Raw genomic sequence first — 21,531 nt, 5'->3', positions numbered from 1 at the left:
ACACGGTAGCGGCGTTGGCCACCGCGGGGCAGCCCCGTGCGTCCGGGCCGGCCCGAAACGGGGCAATCGCCGGACCCGCAAGGCATCTCGGCCGGCGGATCAGGCCGCCGTCGGGGCCGGGACACCGGCCATCGCCAGGTGGTACAGGGCGGGCAGCGCGTCGTCGAGCGGATGGTGCCGGGGGCGGCCGTGCTCGTCGAGCCCGTTGGGGCGCATCAGGTTGATCCCGATCGACAGCTGCCGGCCGCCGTCGGCGCGGTGCAGCGAGATCGCGCCGCCGCCCCAGACCGAACCGTCGTGACCCCAGAACGTGCCGTGGCCGGGCAGCTCGACGCGGTGCAGGCCCAGCCCGTACTGGATCGTCGTGCCCTCGAAGGAGATCACCGGGCCGGTGCGCTGCATCTGCGCCAGCGAGGACGGAGCGACGATCTCGCCGGCGAGCAGCAGCCCGAAGAACCGGTTCAGGTCGGCCATCGTGGAGATCAGCGACGCGGCCGGCCCGACCCAGGACATGTCGAACACGCTGTAGTCGCGGGGCGGGTCGATCATGCCGAACCAGGACTCGTAGAGCCTCGAGTGCGGCCCGTCGATCTCGCTCCCGGTCGGCAGTACGGTGTCGCGCAGCCCGGCACGCTCGATGACCTGCTCGGTGATGTACCGCTCGGCGCTGCTGCCGGTGACGTGCCCGAGCAGCTGGCACAGCAGCAGGTAGTTGGTGTTGGAGTACACGCCGGGCGCGCCGTCCGGGGCACCCACCGGCGGCGCCGCGACACCCATCCCGATCAGCTCGACCGGGTCGAACCGGGTGAACCGGTGCTCGTCCAGGCTGGCCGGGGTCGTCTCGCCGATCGTCGGGAAGCCCCGCAGCGACGGGTACGCCGAGGGCAGGTAGTCGCGCAGGCCGCTGGTGTGGCCGAGCAGCATCCGCACCGTGATCGCCTCGCCGCGGGAGCCGGGGACCAGCCGCGGCAGGTAGTGGCCGATCGGGGTGTCCAGGCCGATCTGCCCCTGCTCGACCTGCTGGAGCACCGCCGCGGCGGTGAAGGTCTTGGTGATGCTGCCGACCCGGTGGCGCAGCTCGGGGCCGGCCGGGCGGCCGGTGTCGAGGTCGGCGACCCCGGTGGCGCCGCGCCACACCTGGTCGCCGTCGCGTACCTCGGCGAACACGCCGGGCATGCCGGCGCGGTGCACGTCGTCCAGAGCGGCCTGCAGCGCGACGCCCGTGGACGCTGCGCCCGCACCGGGACCGCTCCGCGGCTCGATCATGTCTCCCCCTAATTTCGCTACCTTTTGTTTCGATACCCAAGGTAGCGCAATTCGAGGTACTGTGCACCCATGACGCCGACCACAGCCCGTCGATCACCCGGCCGGCCCCGCGCCGGCGTCCACCAGTCCGTGTACGCCGCGACGCTGCGCACCGTGCACGAGGTCGGCTACGCCCGCGCCACCGTCGAGCGCATCGCCGCCGCCGCCGGCATCGCGAAGACCACCGTCTACCGCCGCTGGCCGACCAAGGGCGCGCTGATCGTCGACTGCCTGCTCGACGCGTTCGGCCCGATGCCCCTGAACACCACAGGCTCGGGCGCCCGGTCGAGGGCCGCCGACTCGGGTACGCCGCTCGACGCCAGCCCAGGTGCACCGCTCGACACCGCCGACCCAGGCACACCGCCCGGCGCCGCCGGCCCAGACACACCGCCCGACACCGCCGGCCCAGGCACACCGCCCGGCGCCGCCGGCCCAGGCACGCCGCCCGGTGAAGCCGAGCGGGGCAGACTGATCGAGTCCGGTATCCGCTGGATCGCCGGCAAGATCGGCGCGGCGGGCGTCGGCGATGCGTTCGCCGGCGTGTTCAGCGACGCGGTCAGCGACCCCGCCCTGCGCGAGATCCTGGCCACCCGCTTCCAGGACCCGTACCGGCAGGCGCTGCAGGAGGCGCTCGGCGAGCCCGAACACCGCGTCCTGTTCCTCATCGACACCGTGGTCGGCACCCTGCTGCACCGGCTCGGCATGACCGGCGAACCGATGTCGCCCGCCGACGTCGACGCCCTGGTCGCCATGGTCCGCGGCTTCTTCGCCGCCACGGAGCGGTGACGCCGGCCGCCGGGGCGCGGTTCAGTGGCGCAGCAGGTCGCCGCAGAACGAGCGGATGGACCGGTTGACCAGCTCGGGGCGCTCCCACGGCAGGAAGTGCCCGGCCCCGTTGACCCAGAACGGCCCGACCGCCTCGGGGAACGCGATCGCGCACCGCTGTTCGGCATGCTCGCCCCGGGTCACCTGGTCCGCGCCGATCAGCACCAGGGCCCGCTGCCGTACCGGCCGGTCGATCAGCTCCGGCGCGGACACCGGCCGGGTGCCCGCCATCACCTCGTAGTCGGCGAACGACGCGCGCAGCCGGGCCGCGTCCCCGTACGGCTCGCTCAGGAACGCCAGGTCCGCCCCGTCGAACGCGTCCGGCGGGCACCACAGCCGATGCCCGTAGAACTCCCCGACGTAGCGCCGGCGACGCTCCGGCGTGTTCAGCTCGGCGACGAGCTCGTCCGCATGGTGTCCCTGCCGGCGCTGGTAGTCGAACACGGCCGGCTTCGGCGGGCTCGGCGGGATCCCGGCCGCGGCGTACGCCTCCGGCAGGTCCGGCATCGAGTCGTCCAGGATGACCAGCCGGTCGACCCGCTCGGGGTACCGGTTGGCGAGGTCGATGGCGATCATCGCGCCCAGGTCGTGCCCGGCGACCACCGCGGTCTGCCAGCCGAGCCGGTCGAACAGGGCCGTGAGGTCGGCGTCGAACGCGGCGAAGTCGTACCAGCCGTCCGGCGCGAAGTCCGAGTCGCCGTAGCCGCGCAGATCCGGCGCCACCACGTCGAACCCGGCGGCCGCCAGCGGAAGCAGGTTGTGTGACCAGATCCGGCTGGTGCAGGGGAACCCGTGCACCAGCAGCAGCGGTACCCCGCCCTCGCCGCGGCGCCGCACGGCGAGCCGGTGCCCCTCGCGTACCTCGATCCGGACCGGTGCGACGACCTCGGCGGGAACGACCATGCCACTGGTCTACCCGATCGCCGGCCGATCCGGGACCCCGCGGCCGGCGATCACTCCAGGTCGGCCAGCGAGCGCAGCCGCACGAACGGGCTGGCGAGCAGCCACAGCACCGACAGTGCGCCGAGCGCTCCGGCGGCGACCAGCACCGGTACCAGGCCGAGCCGCGCCGCGGCGGCACCGCCGACCAGCGCACCGATCGGCCGGATGCCGTAGTTGACGGTCGAGTACGCGCCGGCGACCCGGGCTCGCATGTCGTCGCGGGTGACGGTGGTGCGCACCGCGTTGTTGTTGACGTCGAACAGCATCACGCCGAAGCTCGACACCGCCTCGACGCCGGCCAGTACCAGCAGACCGGGCAGGCCGGGGCGGGCCAGGGCCAGGGCGGCGAACGGCAGGCAGTAGAGCACCGCGCCCAGCGCGATGGTGCGACCGGTGCCCAGCAGCACCGCGATCCGGCCCGAGACCATCGCACCGAGCAGGCCGCCGACCGCGCCGACGGCGAGCGCGCCACCGATCCGGCCGGCGCCCAGGTGCAGCCCACGCGTCGCGTACAGCACCAGCAGCGACAGCACCACGAACGCGGCGAAGTTCATCGTGGTCGAGCAGCCGAGGCTGGCCCGCAGGTACGGGTGGTGCCGCAGGTAGCGCACGCCGGCGCGAAGCCGCCGCAGGTACGGCTCGGGGTCCGCGGCACCGGCGCCGGCATCCTCGACCGGCACGGTACGGATCGCGACCGCCGAGACCAGGAACGTCACCGCGTCGGCGAGCATCGCCAGCGGCGCGGTCAGCAGCTTGATCAGCGCACCGCCGAGCGCCGGCCCGGCGATGTTCGCGGCCGAGCTCGTGGTGGACAGCAGCGAGTTGGCGCCGACGTACTGGGCGCGCGGGACCACCCGGACGAAGAACCGCTGGTACGAGGTGCCGTACAGGACCGTGCCGGCACCCAGCGCCAGGCCCACCCCGTACAGCAGCGGCATCGACAGCAGTCCGAACGCCGCGGCGACCGGGACCGCGGCGATGGTCAGGCACTGCGCCACGTTCGCCACGATCAGCGGGCGGCGCACCCGGCGCAGCCGGTCCACCCCGGTGCCCACCAGCAGCGACAGCAGCTGCGGCGCCCACAGCACCGCGGTCAGCACGCCGAGCTGCGCGGAGCCGGCGTGCAGCGTCGTCGCCGCCAGGTACGGCATCGCCAGTGCCGAGATCTGGTCGCCGAACATCGACGTGGCGTGCCCGGTCCAGTAGCGCAGGAATCGCCCGTTGCGGCGGATCGGCCCCGCGTCGACCCCGGCGGTACTCACGCCGCTCCCCCGCGCCCGTCCGCGCCGCACCGGGCGCCGCCGCTCCCGGCGCCGCGGGCCGGGCCGCGGGCCCCGGCCTGGCCGGGCGCGGTCACCGCGCGCCGCCGGCGTCGGCGGCTGGGTCGGCACCCGCGTCGGCGTCGGCGTCGGCGTCGGCGTCGGCGGCAGTTGCGTCGTTGTCAGCGGCAGTTGCGTCGGCGGCAGTTGCGTCGGCGTCGGCGGCATCCGCGTTGTCCTCGGCGGTGGCCGCGTCGGCGGGTGCGCTGGCACCCGCGTCGGCACCCGCGTCTGCGGCGGCGGCCGAGGGCAGCAGGTACAGCAGCAGCCGGGTCTTGCGCGCGTCGGGCGGAGCCTCCGCGGGGTCGCGCCGGGCCAGCGGCAGCAGCAGCTGTTCGATCGCGTCGTCGAGCGCGCGCAGCTCCTCGGCGGTGGCCAGCAGGCCGGTGTTGCGCCGGGTGGCGGCCGACATCCAGTCGGCGTCCAGACGGTGGCGTACCTGCTCGCGCCACTGCCCGACGAGGTCTCCCTCGGCGGCCTCCAGCGCGTCGAACAGCCGGCTCGCCGCCTCCGGGTCGGCGGGGTCGGCCTGGAACCGGAAGCCGCGGCCGACCGCCCGCCACCACCGGCTGCGGCCGCCGCCGCCGTGCGGCGCGTCCTCGACCAGGCCGTGTTCGGCCAGGTGCCGCAGGTGCCAGCTGGTCACCGAGGGGCTGGCACCGACCGACGGCGCCAGCCGGGTCGCGGTGGACGGGCCGCGCTCGCGCAGGGTGCGCAGGATGGCCAGGCGCACCGGGTGCGCCAGTGCCCGCATCCCGCGCGCGTCGAGTTCGACATCGCCGAGCCGGTTCGCCATGTCGCTCCTTTGAGAGAACTGTATCGATAATGTTCTCTCAAAGCCGCGCTGTCAACCGGTTTGTGCCCAGCGGCGTACCAGGACCGCCGATCTCGCGGCCGATCGCAGCCCGCTCCAGCCCGACCCCCGGTCCCGATGCGACGAGGCGCGTACCGGGAACCGAGCTACCCGCCGGCGCGCAGCGACCGGACCATGCTTCGCAGGATCCGGAGCGCGTCCGAGCGTTCGGTCTCGGTCAGCCCGGCAAGCATCCTGACCTCGACCGACCGGACCGCCGCGCTGGCCTTCTCCAGGCTTCGGCGACCCCGCGGGGTGAGCCGGGCGGGCAGGGCCTTCCCGACCGGTGGCGTCGCGGGCCTGGTCACGTAGCCGTCTCGTTCCAGCGCCTGCAGCAGCACGTTCATCGACTGCCGGGTCACGAACGCGCCCCGCGCGAGCTCGGAGTTGGACAGGCCGGGCCGTTGCGCCAGCAGTTCGAGGCAGGAGTAGTGGGTCACGCTCATGCCGAGCGGCCGCAGCACCTCCTCCATGGCCACCCGCAGCGCGCTCGACGCCTCCTTCAGCAGGTAGCCCAGCGAGCTGTTCAGGTCGATGCCGGCACCGTCTTGACTCATGTCAGCATTCTGACATAGGCTTTCCCATGTCAAAAGACTGACACAAGACGAGGAGCATGCCATGCCCGCCACCGGCCCCGATTTCATCTCGCTCCAGGCGCGCGACCTGCACGCCTCGCAGGCGTTCTACGAGCGCTACCTCGGCCTCGTCCGCTCCCCCGCCGGGCCCGCGCACGCCGTCGTCTTCGACACGAAGCCGATCGCGTTCGCGCTCCGCGACGTCGTCCCCGGCACCGATCTCGACTCCGCCGCGCGGCCCGGCATCGGTGCCGCGATCTGGCTGCACGCCACCGACGTCCAGGCCATCCACGACGCGCTGGTGGCCGACGGGCACCCGATCGTTTCCGCACCCCTCGACGGTCCGTTCGGCCGGACGTTCACCTTCGCCGACCCCGACGGCTACCACGTCACCCTGCACGACCGCGCCTGAGACCGATCCCACGCCACCGCGCGCCGTGCCGGATCAGGCCGCGGCGGCCGGGGCGAGCACCGCGCACCGTGCCGTGTCACACCGGGGCGAGGGCCGCGCGCCACCGGGTCACGCCGCGGCGAGCACCGCGCGCACCACCGGGTCACGCCGCGGCGGACACCGGGGCGAGCACCGCGAGCAGTCCAGCCATCTCCCCGGTACGGGCCGCGGCGGTGAAGGCCGCCAGCAGCCCGGCGTGCTCGGCCGGACGAACCGGCCGGCGCCGGCCGGCGATCAGGTGCCGCCGCGCCCGGTTCGCCACCTGCCGGGCGTTCGCCTCGGTGATGGACAGCGCCGCGGCGATCTCCCGGAACCGGTAGCCGAACGCCTCCCGCAGCACGTACGCGGCGCGTTCAGCCGGGGACAGCCGTTCCAGCAGCAGCCGTACCGCCGCGTCCAGCGCGGCGCCCCGCTCGGCCACCAGCACCGGGTCCCCGTAGACCGCAACCGGCTCGGGCAGGGCCGCACCGACGCAGAACTCCCGCCGCGCCCGGGCCGAGGTGGCCGCGTTCAGCGACAGCCGGGTCGTGATCGTGACCAGGAACGCCACCCGATCGCGTACCTGGGCCTGATCGGCGCCGTGCCACTTCACCCAGGTGTCCTGGACGATGTCCTCGGCCTCCGCCGCGCGGCCGAGCACCTGGTACGCGATGCCGAACAGCCGGTACCGGACGCGCTCGAAGTCCGCGTCGACGACGCCACCGGCCGGATGCGGCGAACCGTTGTGCCCCACGAGATCCGGATCGGCCACCAACATCGAACTCACCCCCTCGGTGCGGTACCGCCGGGGTCGACCCCCCTGCGACCCCGGCGGTACCGAAAGCATCCGCCGCAGCCCATCCCGGTCGCGCCCGTCGAAGTCCCGGGCGCCCCCGGGGCCCGGGGGTCACCGGGTCGGGTGTCACCGAACCCGGGAGGACCGAACGGTCAGGCTCGATGGCCCGAACGGATGATCCGACAGAGACGCGCCACCGAACCAACTCGGGCGAACCGGGGCAGGATCCGTGCGGTCACCGGGCCACGAGGGCAGGCGCGGCCGGAAGCGGGCCGGCTCGAGCAGCCCCCGGGTCGCGAGGGCCGGCGGGGACGTTCAGGCGGAGGCCGAGTCGGTACCGAGGTCCGGCAGCGCGGACGCCAGCTCCCGGCGTGAGCCGATACCCAGCTTGGTGAAGATCTTCCCCAGATGCCATTCCACGGTACGAGGACTGATGTACAGGTACGCCCCGATCTCCGGGTTCGTCCGCCGCTCCGCGGCAAGCCGGGCGATCTGCAACTCCTGCGCCGTCAACTCCTCGGAACCATCCGAACCCCGCCGCCGGGCCGACTCACCGGTCACCAGCAACTCACGCCGAGCCCGCTCCGCGAACCCCTGCGCACCGGCCGACGCGAACCGCTCGTACGCCGCCCGCAACTGCTCCCGCGCATCGACCCGGCGGCCCTCCCGGCGCAGCCACTCCCCGTACAACAGGCGCGCCCGAGCCAGCTCCAACGGCAGCCGGGTACGCCGCAGATGCCCGATCGCCTCCCGGTAGAGCTCGTCGGCGACCGACCCGTCGCTCAACATCGCGCGCGAGCGCGCCGCCAGTCCCCGCGCCCACCGCGTGCCGGACGCCTGGCAGACCTGCTCCAGCGTCGTCAGCGCCTGCCGGGCGAGGTCGGTCTCACCGGATCGCACGGCCGCCTCGACCAACTCCACCAACCCCCACTTCGACACGCCGAGCTCGTACAGGTGCTCGCTGGCCTCGCGCGCCGCGACCACCGCCTCGTCGTACCGGCCGAGCCCGTTGAACAGCAACGCGCTCGCCCACCTCGCCTGGCCGACCCCGATACCCTCGCCCCGGAAGAGCATCCCGTCGATCGCCGCGTCGGCCAGGCCACGCAGTTCGTCCGCGCGGCCCCGCCACGCCGCCAGCGCGAACGCGCCGTACGGCGCGATGTCCGCACCGATCGCTTCCCCCACCGCCTGCGCCTCCGCCACCAGGTGCTCCGCGGTGGCCAGTTCGCCGGCGAACAGCAACAGCACGATGCGCGAGTTGATCGCCAGCGGCAGTTCGGTCAGCGCGCCGCCGTCGCGGGCGATCCGTACCTGGCGCTCGGACACCACGTCCCAGCTCTCGTCGTCCCAGGTGTCCGCCGCGAGGCTGGCGGCCAGGAACAGCCAGCGCGACTCCCCCGCCCCGTCCCCGCCGGCGGTACGGAATCCGGCCAGCGCGCGCCGCACCAGCGGCACGGCCGCCGAGTACCCGTCGGTGAACAGTGTCGCCATGCTCTCCAGCAGCAGGTCGGGCTGCCGGGTCAGGTCGCGCGGCGCCTTCCGCACCGCGTCCGCCACGTCCGCCACGTTGGCTCCGCCGCTGAGCCGGCCGGAGAAGATCGCGGCGTTGAACGCGTCGAGGTAGGTGTTGCAGGCCATCTCGGCGTCCAGCGGCACCATCCGATCCGCGGCGGAACGCAGCAGCGGTACGGCGCGGCTCGTCCGGCGGAAGGCGAACGCGAATCGCGCCCGCAGCAGGTCGATCCGGGCGCTGCGCAGCTCGTCGCCCGGCTCCGCCGCACACGCGGCAAGCAGGTCGGTCACCGACTCGAACTGGCCGCCCTCCAGCTTGGCCGCCGCCGCGGCCAGCAGCCGCTCGGCCCGCAGCTGCGCGGACGGGGTCAGCTCGGCGGCCCGCTGCAGGAACGCGCCCGCCGCGGCGAGCCCGCCGCGCGCCCGGGCCCGTTCGGCCGATCGGGCCAGCTCGGCGGCCACCTCCTCGTCGGGCACCGCGCAGGCCTGCGCCCGGTGCCACGCCGTCCGGTCCGGATCGGTACCGGCCCGGGCCAGCGCGTCGTGCACCCGACGCAGGTCCCGGATGTCCGCGGCCCGGCAGACCGCGGAGCGCAGCAGCGGGTGGCGGAACCTGACCCGGGCACCGATCTCGATCAATCCGGCCGACTCCGCCGGTGTCGCCGCGGGTGGCCCGACATCCAGCAACTCGGCCGCTCGCCACAGCAACGTGACATCACCCACCGGCTCCACCGCCGCGACCAGCAGCAGCCGCCGGGTGGCCGCCGGCAGCGGCTCCAGCTGGTGCAGGAACCCCTGCTCCACCCGGCCCGCGACCGGCATGCTGCCGGGCCGACCGAACCCGAACGCCAGCTCGGCGCCGGTACGCCCGCGGGGCAACTCCACCAGCGCCAGCGGGTTGCCGCGCGCCTCGGCCAGGATCTCGTCGAGCACCGCCGCTTCCAGCGGCCCGTGCAGCACACCGAGCAGCATCGCCCGGGCGTCGTGCTCGGCCAACCCCGTCACCAGCAGCGACGGCAGCAGCGGCAGTACCGGATCGGCGGCGACCGTGCGGGTCGCGAACACCACCGCGATCGGCTCCGCCAGCAGCCGGCGGGCCACGAACGTCAGCGCCCGCAACGACGCCTGATCCAACCACTGCGCGTCGTCGACCAGGCAGATCAACGGCTGATCCTCGGCAGCGTCGGACAGCAGGTTCAACACCGCCAGACTGACCAGGAAACGGTCCGGTACCGCCCCGTCGAGCAGGCCGAACGCGGTACTCAGCGCCTCCCGCTGCGGCGCCGGCAGCCGGTCCAGGCGGCCGAGGAACGGCGCGCACAACTGGTGCAGACCGGCGAAGGCGAACTCCATCTCCGACTCGACGCCCGTCGCGCGCGCCAGCCGGCACCCGGTGGCCCGACCCGCGAGATGCTCCAGCAACGACGTCTTGCCGATCCCCGCCTCGCCGGTCAGCACCAGCACCCGGCTGCGACCGTCCCGGACATCGGCCACCACCGCGTCCAGCACCGCACACTCGTCCCGCCGACCGTGCAACACCGCGCCAGACGACGCGTTCCCGGCGTCGTAAACCGGCCGGTCCCCCGTGCCGCTCGGACCGGGCCGGGTCGGGCCGCCCCCGGCCGCCGACCCGGCACCGGCCGGGTTGTCCCGGCCCACGGCACGCGGCGCGTCGTCGCCGCCGAGCACCGATCGGAGCGGACCGGGGAGGATCGTGTCCATGCCGCAACGCTAGGAGGTCAGCCGCCGGTGCACATCACCTCGGCGCGAACGGTAGTACTCATTCCCGATCGGCCGGACCGGACCGGGCCCCGGCCCGGCGCCGGATCAACTCCGTCAGCTCGCGCCGGTTCCGTACGCCGGTTTTGCCGTAGATCCGGCGCAGATGGACCGCGACGGTGTGTGGCGACAGGAACAGTGCCTCCGCCACCGCCCGGTTGCTGCGTCCGGCGACGACCTCGCGGACCACGCGTTCCTCGCTGACCGTCAACCCCAGCCCGAGCTCCGGTGCCGCCGTCGCCGCCGCCCGCAGGCCCGAGGCACGCAGCAGCTTGTCCACTCGGGCGGTCTCGCGGTGCGCGCCGCACTCGTACCACACCGCCCGGGCGTCCCGCAGCGCATCGGCCTGTTCCTGCGGATCGCCCGACACGTCCGCCAGATCCTCCAACGCCTGGGCGGCGAGCATCGGCCGGCCGAGTTCCTGGTACGCCTCCCGCGCGGCGCGCAGCGCGGCCACTCGCCGGTGGACCACACCGTCCGCGTGCCCGGCGGCGGCGTTCGGCAGCGGCGCGTCGGTGATCGACGCGAGCCGGTCGATCAGCCCCGTCAGCCGGACGGCGTGCGCCCGCAGCCCGTGCCGCAGCAGGATCCGCAGCCGCATCAGGTCGTCGGTGACCCCGCGCGCGATCGCGTACCGGCGGGGGCCGTCCAGCCGTTCGGACAACCGGGCCCATTCGGCGATCTCGACCGCCGAGGTCACCTCGACCGCGAACAGCAGGCCGATGGCGGCGCTGGTGCTGCGGGCCGGGTCGACCGCGAGCTGGCGTTCCAGCACCTCGCGGTACTCGGTCAGCCGCGTCGTGTCGCCCCGCAGGTAGGCGACCCGCACCAGCATGTTCACCACGTTCGTCTCGACCAGGCTGGGTCGGCCGATCGCGTGCGCGAGCTGCCGCGCGGCGATCAGCCCGACCTCGGCCGCGGCGAGCCGGCCCGCCTCGACATCGCAGGTCGCCCGGCCCATCAGCAGGTTCGGCAGGGCGCCGATCTGGCTGGTCCGCTCGGCCCGGTCGGCCAACGCGTCCAGCAACTGCTCGGCCTCGCCGAGCCGGCCGAGATCGGTCAGCAGCTTCGCCCGGAAGATCCCGGCGATCCACCACTGCGGTCCGTGCCCGCGGTCGGCCGCCTCGCCGGCCATCGACGCGTGCCGCAGCGCCTCGACGAGGTCGCCGCCGGCGCTGGTGTCCAGGGTGCGCGCCAGGCCGATCAGCGCCAGCGACCGAGGGTCACCGAGCCGCGCCGCGCGCCGTTCCGTCGCCGCGAGCTCGGCCGGCTCGCAGTCGTCGGCATACGCCCGGCCGGCGAGCCGGACCGCGGCGAGCCGAACCCGGTGCAGCTCGTCGACGTCGGCTCCGGCGGCGTCCGCGGCACGCTGCGCGACACGCAGCGCACCCGCGGGATGCGACGGCAACAGCACCTCCGCCACCGCAAACCCCAGCGTGGCCGACCGCTCGGTGTCCAGCCGTTCCGACACGGCGCGCCCGACCACCGGGTCGCCGGACTGGACCGCGTAGGTGGCGATGCGGGCGGCGGCCTCCTGGGTGGCCGGCACGTCGGCCGGGTGCCGATCGGCCAGCGCCCGGTGTTCGAGCCGGGACAGCACCGCCGCCGTCGACGGATCACGCCGGGCCGACACCTCGGCCACCTCGCGCAGCGTGGCCGGGTCCAGCTCCGGCGGTCGCTGCCCGCGCAGCGCTGCGACCAGCTTGTCCGCCGCGCCCTGCCGGGCCAGCAACCGCACCGCGCGCACGGCGAGCTCGCCCTCCGGTACCGCACCGGCGACCAGGTCCTGCACCAACCGGTGGCTGAAGGCCAGCTCGTCGCCGTCGGCGCGCAGCAGGCCCGCCTCGATCGACGCGAGCAGCGACACCAGCAACGTACCCACGGGCCGGTCCACCACCTCGGCCAGATCGTCCGGGGAGAACCGTGGCCCCAGGGCCGCGGCGGCAGCGAGCATCCGGCGGTCGGCACCGGCCAGCCCGGCCACCAGCCCCGCCGGCCAGGGCACCGCGCGGCGGGCGGTCTGCACCACGTGCAGCGGGTACCGCGGGGCCGCGTCGAGCGCGGCGCGCAGCGCGGCGTCGATCACGGTACGACCGGACGAGCGCAGCGCGAGCTCGTCGGCGTCCGCGCGGGACAGCTCGCCCACCTCCGCGTACTGCCCGGTGGACCGTACGTGGCCCGCCGGCACCGTGGTGACCAGCCACAACACCGCGGTGTCCCGAAGCGACGGCGCCGCGAACTCGGCGACCCGGCGGGTACCACCGTCGCATCGCTCCACGTCGTCGACGCACAGCAGCACCGCGCTGCGCTGCCGGTCCGGCCGCTCGCGCCCGCCCAACCGGTACAGCGACAGCGGCCGCCCCTCGTGCACGTCGACGCTCAGGATGCCGGCGGCCGCAGCCAGCTCGCCGGCGACGGCCAGCAGCTCGGTGCGACCGGAGCCGGGCGGCCCGACCAGCGTCAGCCGTCCACCCCGACCGCGGCGCAACCGGCGCAACGCGCGCTCCAGCTCCGCCAGCGCGGTCTCCCGGCCGGAGCACAGCAGGGCGGCGCGGCGCGGTCCGGCCGTCATCGGGCCCGCACCCATTCCTCCAGCTCGGTGCGCGACCGGATGCCCAGCTTGAGGTAGACGTGCCGGAGATGGGTGGTGACGGTGTGCGGGGACAGCTTCAGATCCGCCGCGATCACCCGTACCGCGCCGCCGCGCGCCGCGCGATCCACCACCCGCCGCTCGGACGGCGTCAGGGCCGGCGCCCCCGGCGGCTCGGGCACCACGCTGTGCCCGCGTACGTGCAGGAACCAGCGGATCCGCCAGGCGTCCCGGTCGGCACCCAGCTCGGTCACCGTCGAGTGTGCCTGCTGCATCAGCGGCAGGCCGGACAGGTCACCCGAGTCGATGCGGATCGCGCCGGTGTCCGACAACGCTGCCGCCTCCGACAGCGGTCGGCCGAGCGCGTGCCAGCCGTCCCGGGCGCGTCCCAGCTCGGCGGGGTCCGCGCGCTGCAGGCCGCGCAGGTGCGCGGCCACCGTCACCGCGAGCGGGTGCGCCCCGCTGACCGCAACCCGCGCCTGGGCCCGGTCGACCAGCCCGGCCGCCTCGTCGCGCCACCCGTGCCGCAGCAGCGCCCGGCCGAGCAGTACCTCGTCGGCGGGGTCCAGGCACGTCAGCGGCGGCAGGCTCGCCGGGTCCACCCGCCGTCGCTCCGGCGTCGTCCGGCCCTGTGCGTCGTCGAGCAGGAAACTCCACCAGGCCCGTCGCTGCGCCGCCTCGGTACCCGGCTCGACCACCGACCGGTCCAGGATCTCGCCGAACTCGGCGAGATCGGCCGGGTCGCCCTGGTGCAGCGCCACCTTGAGCCGCACCGAGAAGGCGACCGCCTGCAGGCGGTCGTCGATGCCGTCGCGGGCACCCCACAGCCGCTGCGCCAGGTCGGTGGCGAGCACCGCCGTCTGCTTCGCCTCGGCCAACCGGCCCAGGATCAGCAGCACGAAGGCCCGCTCGCCGTACAGGTACCGGTTGGCGATGGGCCGGCTGACGGGGGCCAGCTCGGCCAGCAGCTCCTCGATCCGCCGCAGGCCGGCGGCAGGGTCGCCGAGCACGCTGGTCAGGTGCGGCGTCCAGGTCATTTCGGGCATCCGCTCCGCGATGGGTGCGCCCGATTCCCGCCACGTCTGTTCGGAGAGTTCGGCCAGATCGAGCGCCCGCCGGTAGTCGCCGCGGTTGAAGTGCCGGATCGCGTCGCAGGTCTGCAGCCGGGACAGCGCCGGCTGGTCGGCGCCGGCGGTCGCATCCGCCAGCGCCTCCGGCAGCAACCCGTCCACCTCGCCGAAGCGGCCGAGCGTGACCAGGCAGCGCAGCTGCACGCTGTGCAGTCCGGCCCGGATCGACGCCGGTACGGCCGGGATCGCGAGCGCCGAGGTGGCCAGCTCCATCGCCCGCTGCGGGGCGCTCTCGAACCGGGCCAACCACAGCAGTACCTGCGCTTCGGTCTCGGCCTGGCCGCGCTCGGTGAACACCCGTCGGGCCAGCCGGCGGGCCTCGTCGACCCGCGCGGTCTGCCACAGCAGCGGCAGCAACCGCCACGCGATCGCGGTGAGCCGCTCGTCCGGCTCGGTCAACGCGCGGACCGCGGCGGTGCCGTAGTCGGCGGCCGCCTCCGGATCCGCGTCCGCGAGCGCATCCATCGCCTCGGTCAGGATCTCGACGGCGAACGGATCCTCCGGCCGGGACACCGCGAGTACCCGTTCGGCCAGCACGGCCGCGCCGACCCGGCGCCGGGTGACCGCCAGCACGCTGCGCTCCAGCGCCTGCCACAGCGCCTGCGGCAGCTCGGCGCACACCCGGGTTCGGGCGGCCGGATCGCAGCACAGGTGGTGGCCGTCGAACTCGACGACGAGGCCGCGGCGCCGCAGTGACCGTAGCGTCCGGCGGCAGGAGTCGGTGGTGGTGCCGCTCAGCTCGACCAGTTCCGGCACCGTCAGCGCCGCGTCCGACATCGCGAGCAGCCACCCGACCACCCGCTCCCCCTCATCGAGCGGGGCGGCTTCGGTGCTGGCGGGGTCGGCGTCCGGCGCCGCCGTGCCGGGGCTGGCGGGGTCGGCGTCCGGCGCCGCCGCGCCGGGGCTGGCGGGGTCGGCGTCCGGCGCCGCCGCGCCGGTACCGGCATCGGCGACGACCCAGCCGACCGGGATGTCGTCGCCGGCCCGGGTCGCCTCGGCCAGCCACCGCCGGGACACCGGATCCAGCGCGGCTCGATCGCGTACCAGTAGCAACGCCGGCAAGGCGGCGAGGTGCCGGCGGACGGTGCGCAGTACCTCGTGGACGACGCGCGGCGGCGCCCCCTCGGCCGCGATGAGCGGTACGTCCGGGGCGAGGCCGGCGGCGTGCAGCGCGCCGATCAGCGGACCCAGCGCGAAGGACCGCAGCCGCGGCTCGTCGCCGATCTCGAGCGGGACGGCGCCGGCGTGCGGAAGCGCGCACAGGTCGGTGTCGCGCGGCAAGGCCACCACCGCGCCACGGCCGGCCGCCAGCTGGCCGAGCAGCTCCGTGACGGAGTCGCCCCGCGGCGGCGCCATCGTGCCGTCCCCCCGGCGCGCCGTGCATCGACCCCGCGGCGCGCCACCTCTCAGCTCCGGATCCGAACGCTCCCATCATGCCCGTGGCCGGCGCTCCGATCGGTCCGCTGGACGGACCATTCTCCGCCGCGCGAGCCCTTCACGGGGCGGGGGACGCCCCGCTCCACCGGCGGACGATGGCGAACCGTGAGGGAGCTCACAGATGGCGCGAACCGCTACTCGACCAGCTTGCCGGTGCTGGAAACCTCCCGGACGAACGCCGCGATCTCGCCCGGCACCTCGGCGATGGGTTCGCGCACGATCCGCCCGGGCCCGTCCCACACCAGGTTGACCCGCAGCGACTCGTCCAATTCCGGAAAGTCCGACCGGTTGTGACAACCGCGGGTCTCCCGCCGTTCGATCGCCGCCTCCACCGTCGCCCGCGCCGCGATCAACGACGCGCGCAGGTCGAAGGCGTGGGCCAGATCCTGGAAGCCGGCCAGGTCGGGATGCACGCCGACCTGTGCCTCGGCCGCCTCGATGTCGTCGAGCCGTTCGAGTCCGGCCTTGAGCCCGGCCTCGTCCCGGACAACTCCGGCGTGTTCGGTCATCGTGTCGCGCACCGCCCGCTGCAGCGCCCGTACCGTTTCCGGCCCGTCCGCCGCCAGCAGCTGGTCCACCTCGTCGCGGGCCGCGGCGACGGCGGCGGCCGAACGCGGCTGCGCGTCCAGGCCCGCCGAGTACGCGGCCGCCGCGTCGCCGACGATCCGCCCGTACACCAGCAGCTCGATCAGCGAGTTGCCGCCGAGCCGGTTGGCGCCATGCAGGCCGCTGGCCGCCTCGCCGATCGCGTACAGGCCGGGGACGCCGGTGCCGTGGTCCTCGGGACGCACCCACACCCCACCCATCGAGTAGTGCGCGGTCGGCGCGATCTCGATCGGCGTGGTGGTGATGTCGAGCATCTGCAACTCCAGCAGCGTCTGGTAGACGCGGGGCAGCCGGCGCAGGATCGTCTGCCGGGGCAGGTGCGACACGTCCAGCCAGACTCCGCCGTGCGCGGTGCCGCGGCCGGCCTTGATCTCGGTGTACTCGGCCAGCGCGACCCGGTCCCGGGTGGACAGCTCCAGCCGGTCCGGGTCGTAGCGCTGCATGAACCGCTCGCCCAGCCCGTTGCGCAGCACGCCACCCTCGCCCCGGGCCGCCTCCGACACGAGCGTGCCGGCCGCGTTCTCCGGCTCGATCAGCCCGGACGGGTGGAACTGGACCAGCTCGGGGTCGCGGATGCGGGCCCCGGCGGTACGCGCCAGCCGGAACGAGTCGCCGGTGTTCTCGTCGCGCCGGGACGAGGTGCGCCGCCAGATCCGGGTGTGCCCGCCGGCGGCGAGGATCACCGCGTCGGCATGGATCAGGTACCGGGTGCCGTCGGTGGTGTCGAAGCCGTAGGCGCCGAACACGACGCCGTCGCGGGTCAGCAGGCGCGTGACGTACAGGGTGTCGATGATCGGCACCTTCAGCTCGCGGACCCGGCCGACGAGGGTCCGCTGGATCTCCAGGCCGGTGTAGTCGCCGGCGAACGCGGTCCGCCGGTAGGTGTGCGCACCGAAGAACCGCTGCGAGATCCGCCCGTCCTCCTCGCGGGCGAACGGCATGCCCCAGCGCTCCAGATCCGCGATGCCGGCGGGGGCATTCTCGGTGACGATCCGGACCGTGTACGGATCTCCGAGAAAGTAGCCCTCCTTCAGCGTGTCCGCGGCATGCTGCTGCCATGAGTCGGCCGGATCCATCGTGCCGAGGGCGGCGTTGATGCCGCCGGCGGCGAGCGTGGTGTGCGCGTCGGAACTGGGACGTTTGCCTACCAGCAGGACATCGGTGCCGCGCTCGGCCAGCTGGATCGCCGCGCGCAACCCGGACCCGCCGGTACCGATCACCAGTACCGAGGTGGCGAGGCGCTGCTCGGCGGGCCTCATCGTGTCCGCCCCGCGGAGCGTGCCGTCCAGATCTCGCTGCCGTACATCTGTTCTCCTTGCACCCGGTTCGGACGAGGTCGGCGGCTCGGCGCGGGCGCCGCTGGATCGCCGACCCCTTCCTGTGCAAGACAGCGCAGCCCGCGCCGATGTGACACCGCCGCCGGGTCCGGTCCGCGGTGTCACGCCACCCCCACCGGCCCGGTCCTTGGGGTACGGCCGCCCCGGACGCCACCGAACGGCGTTCCGTCCACGGTGGCCCGCTGGGCCGGAATCTCGACCGTAATGGGGGAATCATGACCGGATCGACCAACCGCGACGTCGCCCGGCACGAGCTCGAACGCACGATCCGGGCCGAGCTGGCCTCGACCCGGTACAGCCAGCGGTGGATGCCGACCGCGCCGACCGCGCAATCGATGTACGAGCAGTTCGAGGCACAGCGCGAGGAGATCGGGCTGCGCAACCTGCTCGGTGCGGTGCAGGCCGTCGACGGCAACGTGGCGACGGCCGGTGCCCGAGCGGTGTCACAAAGCGTGCCGCCGCACTGTCTCCCCTGACGAGGAGCCGTCGCTCGACGGCGACGGGGCAACCACGGAGAAGAGGAAACATCGTGAAGGTCGTTGTGATCGGTGGTACCGGGCTGATCGGCTCGAAGGTGGTCGACAAGCTGCGCGAGCACGGCCACGAGGCGATCGCCGCCGCGCCGAAGACCGGAGTCAACACCCTGACCGGCGAGGGTCTCGCCGAGGCGCTGGACGGAGCCGACGTCGTCGTGGACGTGTCGAACTCGCCGTCGTTCGACGACGACCCGGCGATGGAGTTCTTCCGGACCGCCACCACGAACCTGCTGGAGCAGTCGCAGAAGGCGAACGTCAAGCACTACGTCGCGCTGTCGGTGGTGGGCACCGACCAGTTGCAGGACTCCGGCTACTTCCGCGCGAAGCAGGCGCAGGAGGACATGATCGCCGGGTCCGGCCAGCCGTACTCGATCGTGCACGCCACCCAGTTCTTCGAGTTCGTGCGCTCCATCTCGGACTTCAGTACCGTCGACGGGGAGATCCACCTGCCTCCGGTGCGGTTCCAGCCGATGGCCGCCGACGACGTCGCCGCGGGCGTGGCCCGCGTCGCGATGGGTGCGCCGCTGAACGCGGTGCGCGAGATCGCCGGGCCGGAGCAGTTCCGGCTGGACGAGATGGTGCGTACCGCGCTGGCCGACAAGGGCGATCCGCGCCCGGTCGTCGCCGACGAGAAGGCACCGTACTTCGGCGTGCAGGTCACCGATCGGACCCTGGTTCCGGGCAGCGACGCCGAGCTGGGTGGCATCACCTACACCCAGTGGGCCGCACAACAGAAGTAAGGAAACTCCGTACCAGCAAGGAGAACGTCATGTCAGACCAACCCACCGTCGTGTTGGTGCACGGCGCGTTCGCCGAGTCGGCGAGCTGGAACCCGGTCATCGCCCAGTTGCACGCACGGTCGGTGGACGTCGTCGCGGCGGCCAACCCGCTGCGCACCGTCACCGACGACGCGGCCTACGTACGAGACGTCGTCACCGGGCTGGGCCGCCCCGTCCTGCTCGTCGCCCACTCGTACGGCGGCATGGTGATCACCGAGGCAGGCTCCAACAACGAGCAGGTGACCGGGCTCGTCTACGCCTCCGCGTTCACCCCGGATCACGGCGAGAACGCCCTCGACCTGTCCATGAAGTTCCCGGGCAGCACGCTCGGCGACGCGCTCGTACCCTCTCCGGTACCGGGCGGTGGCACCGAGTTCCGGATCCAGCCGGAGAAGTTCCACCACCAGTTCGTGGCCGACGCCTCGGCGGACGAGGCGGAGCTGATGGCGGTGACCCAGCGGCCGGTCACCCAGGCCGCGCTGACCGAACCGCTGCCCACCGAGACGCCCGCGTGGCGCCAGGTGCCGTCCTGGTTCGTCTTCGGCGACCAGGACCGGAACATCCCGCCGGCGCTCCTGCGGTTCTTCGCCGAACGCGCCGGGTCGAAGGGCACCCGCGAGGTCGCCGGCGCCTCGCACGCCATCAGCGTCGGGGCCGCGAGCGCGGTGACCGAGACGATCGTCGAGGCACTCGCCGCGGTGTCGAACGGCGGCTGACATCCCCCGGGCAACGGTCGCCGCCCGCGGGGAAGCGTAGAGGCGGCGGCCGTTCTCCCCCTCCTGGTGAGGGGGATTACCCAGATTCGTTGCGCAGCAACGGAATCAGCCCGCCCGCGAGAACCATCCGGACCTGCCGCGGGGACAGCCGGTGCCGGACCGGGATGTCGCGGCCGGCGTCGAGGTCGTGCACCGTCAGCGTGTCGCCGGCACTCAGCGCGGCACGCAACCCGGTCAGCCGCAGGGTGGTACCGACCCGGATCCCGGCGGCGTCGCCCGGCTCGGCGAACTCCAGCGCCAGCACCCCGAAGTTGGCCAGGTTCTGCGCGTGAATCCGCGCGTACGATCCGGCCAGGACCACCCGCATGCCCAGGTACCGCGGGGTGATCGCGGCGTGCTCGCGGGACGATCCCTGCCCGTAGTTCGCACCGGCCACCACGACGTGCGTACCGGTCTCGCGGGCGCGGCGCGGGTAGTCCGGGTCGAGCCGGGTGAAGGTGAAGTCGGCCAGCTTCGGGATGTTCGACCGGTACGGCAGGGCCGCGGCGCCGGCCGGCGACACCTCGTCGGTGGACACGTCGTCGCCGAGTACCAGCAGTACCGGCGCCTCGATGGTGTCCGGCAACGGATCCAGCTCGGGCAGCTCGGAGATGTTCGGCCCGCGCACCGGCTCGATCGCCAGCGCCTCCGCCCGGGGCGGCGGCGCCACCACCATCCCGGTGTCGACGCTGGCGTGCTCCGGCGGGGTCAGCTCCGGGTACGCCAGCCCGAGCCGGTCGGCCAGCTCGCGCGGGTCGGTGATGGTACCGGTCAGCGCCGACGCGGCGGCGGTTTCCGGTGAGCAGAGCCAGACCCGGTCGTCGGGGGTGCCGGAGCGCCCCGGGAAGTTGCGCGGGAAGGTACGCAGCGAGTTGGTTCCGGCCGCCGGCGCCTGGCCCATCCCGATGCAGCCGAGGCAGCCGGTCTGGTGCAACCGCGCGCCGGCCTGGATCAGCCGGGCGACCACCCCCATCCGGGTCAGGTCGACCAGGATCTCCCGCGAGGTCGGGTTGACGTCGAACGAGACGGTGTCGGCGATGCGCCGCCCGGCCACGATCGCGCCGGCCACCGCGTAGTCACGCAGGCCCGGGTTCGCCGACGAGCCCAGCACCACCTGCCCCACCGGGGTACCGGCGACCTCCCGCACCGGTACCACGTCGCCGGGCGAGGACGGTCGCGCCACCAGCGGCTCCACAGTGGACAGATCGATGCGCTCGTCGATGTCGTACCGGGCATCGGGGTCGGCGGCGATCGGGGTGAAGTCGTCCGCCCGGTCCTCGGCGCGCAGGAACGCCCGGACCGCGTCGTCGGCCGGGAACACCGTGGTGGTGGCGCCCAGTTCGGCGCCCATGTTCGCCAGCACGTGCCGGTCCATCGCGGTCAGCCCGGCCAGCCCCGGCCCGTGGTACTCGATGATCCGGTGCACGCCGCCGGCGACGCCGTGCCGTCGCAGCAGTTCCAGGATCACGTCCTTGGCCGACACCCACGGCGGCAGCTCGCCGGTCAGCTCGACACCCCAGATCCGCGGCATCCGCAGGTACAGCGGTTCACCGGCGATCGCTCGCGCCACGTCCAGTCCGCCGACACCGATGGCGAGCATGCCGAGCGAGCCGGCCGCGCAGGTGTGCGAGTCCGAGCCGGCGAGTGTCTTGCCGGGTACCCCGAAGCGCTGCATGTGCGTCGGGTGCGAGACACCGTTGCCGGGCCGGGAGTACCACAGGCCGAACCGCTGCGCCGCGGTGCGCAGGAACTCGTGGTCCTCGGCGTTGCGCTCGTCGGCCTGCAGCAGGTTGTGGTCCACGTACTGGACGCTGCGCTCGGTGCGGGCCCGGTCCAGGCCCAGCGCCGCCAGCTCCTGCATCACCAGGGTGCCGGTGGCGTCCTGGGTCAGCGTCTGGTCGACCCGGATGCCGATCTCGGTGCCCGGTGTCGCCTCGCCGTCGACCAGATGGTCGGCGATCAACTTCTCCGCCACGGTCCCGCTCATGCCGCCTCCCACCGCCGTACCCGGCTCGGCGCTCGGCA

16 protein-coding genes are annotated in these 21,531 nt (G+C 74.0%); 5 read left to right on the top strand and 11 right to left on the bottom strand.

Going from position 1 to position 21,531, the window contains the following annotated elements:
* Nucleotides 1–99: 99 nt before the first annotated feature.
* Nucleotides 100–1,266 carry a serine hydrolase domain-containing protein gene (locus Asera_RS12845; protein WP_051802093.1) on the bottom strand — a complete coding sequence of 389 codons (1,167 nt, stop codon included), beginning with the start codon at nt 1,264–1,266 and terminating at the stop codon, nt 100–102.
* 69 nt (nt 1,267–1,335) lie between these two features.
* On the opposite strand from Asera_RS12845, the gene Asera_RS12840 reads away from it, so the two are divergent.
* On the top strand, nt 1,336–2,091 hold the full coding sequence (locus Asera_RS12840) for a TetR/AcrR family transcriptional regulator (protein WP_030445705.1): 756 nt from the start codon (nt 1,336–1,338) through the stop codon (nt 2,089–2,091).
* Nucleotides 2,092–2,112: 21 nt separating this feature from the next.
* Here the strand turns inward: Asera_RS12840 and Asera_RS12835 are convergent, their stop codons facing one another.
* The 4 genes from Asera_RS12835 to Asera_RS12820 all read right to left on the bottom strand — a co-directional run bounded on the left by Asera_RS12835 (nt 2,113) and on the right by Asera_RS12820 (nt 5,801).
* The gene (locus tag Asera_RS12835; RefSeq protein ID WP_051802094.1) at nt 2,113–3,033 is read right to left on the bottom strand and encodes an alpha/beta fold hydrolase; all 921 of its coding nucleotides are present in this window, start codon (nt 3,031–3,033) and stop codon (nt 2,113–2,115) included.
* Nucleotides 3,034–3,083: 50 nt separating this feature from the next.
* Nucleotides 3,084–4,334 (bottom strand): MFS transporter, encoded by a 1,251-nt coding sequence (locus tag Asera_RS12830; RefSeq protein ID WP_030445707.1) that lies wholly within the window; start codon nt 4,332–4,334, stop codon nt 3,084–3,086.
* Between the two features lie 91 nt (nt 4,335–4,425).
* Nucleotides 4,426–5,187 (bottom strand): ArsR/SmtB family transcription factor, encoded by a 762-nt coding sequence (locus tag Asera_RS12825; RefSeq protein WP_084131246.1) that lies wholly within the window; start codon nt 5,185–5,187, stop codon nt 4,426–4,428.
* Between the two features lie 164 nt (nt 5,188–5,351).
* A complete protein-coding gene (locus Asera_RS12820) occupies nt 5,352–5,801 on the bottom strand; it encodes a MarR family winged helix-turn-helix transcriptional regulator (protein WP_030445709.1) in 450 nt (149 codons plus the stop codon).
* A gap of 61 nt (nt 5,802–5,862) precedes the next feature.
* Between Asera_RS12820 and Asera_RS12815 the strand changes: the two genes are divergently transcribed.
* Entirely contained in the window at nt 5,863–6,231 is a 369-nt protein-coding gene (locus Asera_RS12815) for a VOC family protein (RefSeq protein WP_030445710.1), read from the top strand.
* 142 nt (nt 6,232–6,373) lie between these two features.
* Here Asera_RS12815 and Asera_RS12810 read toward each other — a convergent pair whose 3' ends face one another.
* The 5 genes from Asera_RS12810 to Asera_RS12790 all read right to left on the bottom strand — a co-directional run bounded on the left by Asera_RS12810 (nt 6,374) and on the right by Asera_RS12790 (nt 17,358).
* On the bottom strand, nt 6,374–7,027 hold the full coding sequence (locus Asera_RS12810; protein WP_051802095.1) for a sigma factor-like helix-turn-helix DNA-binding protein: 654 nt from the start codon (nt 7,025–7,027) through the stop codon (nt 6,374–6,376).
* Between the two features lie 333 nt (nt 7,028–7,360).
* Nucleotides 7,361–10,279 (bottom strand): helix-turn-helix transcriptional regulator, encoded by a 2,919-nt coding sequence (locus Asera_RS12805; protein WP_084131249.1) that lies wholly within the window; start codon nt 10,277–10,279, stop codon nt 7,361–7,363.
* A gap of 58 nt (nt 10,280–10,337) precedes the next feature.
* Nucleotides 10,338–12,908, bottom strand: a complete 2,571-nt coding sequence (locus Asera_RS12800) for a LuxR C-terminal-related transcriptional regulator (protein ID WP_157034763.1) — start codon at nt 12,906–12,908, stop codon at nt 10,338–10,340.
* The gene (locus tag Asera_RS12795; protein ID WP_030445714.1) at nt 12,905–15,412 is read right to left on the bottom strand and encodes a helix-turn-helix transcriptional regulator; all 2,508 of its coding nucleotides are present in this window, start codon (nt 15,410–15,412) and stop codon (nt 12,905–12,907) included. Before Asera_RS12795 ends, Asera_RS12800 begins: the two co-directional genes overlap by 4 nt.
* A gap of 215 nt (nt 15,413–15,627) precedes the next feature.
* Entirely contained in the window at nt 15,628–17,358 is a 1,731-nt protein-coding gene (locus Asera_RS12790) for an L-aspartate oxidase (RefSeq protein ID WP_030445715.1), read from the bottom strand.
* A gap of 293 nt (nt 17,359–17,651) precedes the next feature.
* On the opposite strand from Asera_RS12790, the gene Asera_RS12785 reads away from it, so the two are divergent.
* The 3 genes from Asera_RS12785 to Asera_RS12775 are packed head-to-tail and all read left to right on the top strand — an operon-like array spanning nt 17,652 to nt 19,467.
* Nucleotides 17,652–17,912: a hypothetical protein gene (locus Asera_RS12785; RefSeq protein WP_030445716.1), complete on the top strand. Its 261-nt coding sequence runs from the start codon at nt 17,652–17,654 to the stop codon at nt 17,910–17,912.
* 53 nt (nt 17,913–17,965) lie between these two features.
* Complete coding sequence (locus Asera_RS12780) at nt 17,966–18,712, top strand: SDR family oxidoreductase (protein ID WP_030445717.1); 747 nt, start codon at nt 17,966–17,968, stop codon at nt 18,710–18,712.
* A gap of 29 nt (nt 18,713–18,741) precedes the next feature.
* A complete protein-coding gene (locus Asera_RS12775) occupies nt 18,742–19,467 on the top strand; it encodes an alpha/beta fold hydrolase (protein ID WP_035296169.1) in 726 nt (241 codons plus the stop codon).
* Nucleotides 19,468–19,543: 76 nt separating this feature from the next.
* On the opposite strand, the gene Asera_RS12770 is transcribed toward Asera_RS12775, so the two are convergent.
* Nucleotides 19,544–21,493, bottom strand: a complete 1,950-nt coding sequence (locus tag Asera_RS12770) for an aconitate hydratase (protein ID WP_030445719.1) — start codon at nt 21,491–21,493, stop codon at nt 19,544–19,546.
* Between the last annotated feature and the right edge of the window lie 38 nt (nt 21,494–21,531).

This window comes from Actinocatenispora sera, assembly GCF_018324685.1.
Taxonomy (GTDB): Bacteria; Actinomycetota; Actinomycetes; order Mycobacteriales; family Micromonosporaceae; genus Actinocatenispora; species Actinocatenispora sera.
The sequence above is the reverse complement of the archived record's forward strand: the minus strand, read 5'-3'. Positions and strand labels throughout refer to the sequence as shown.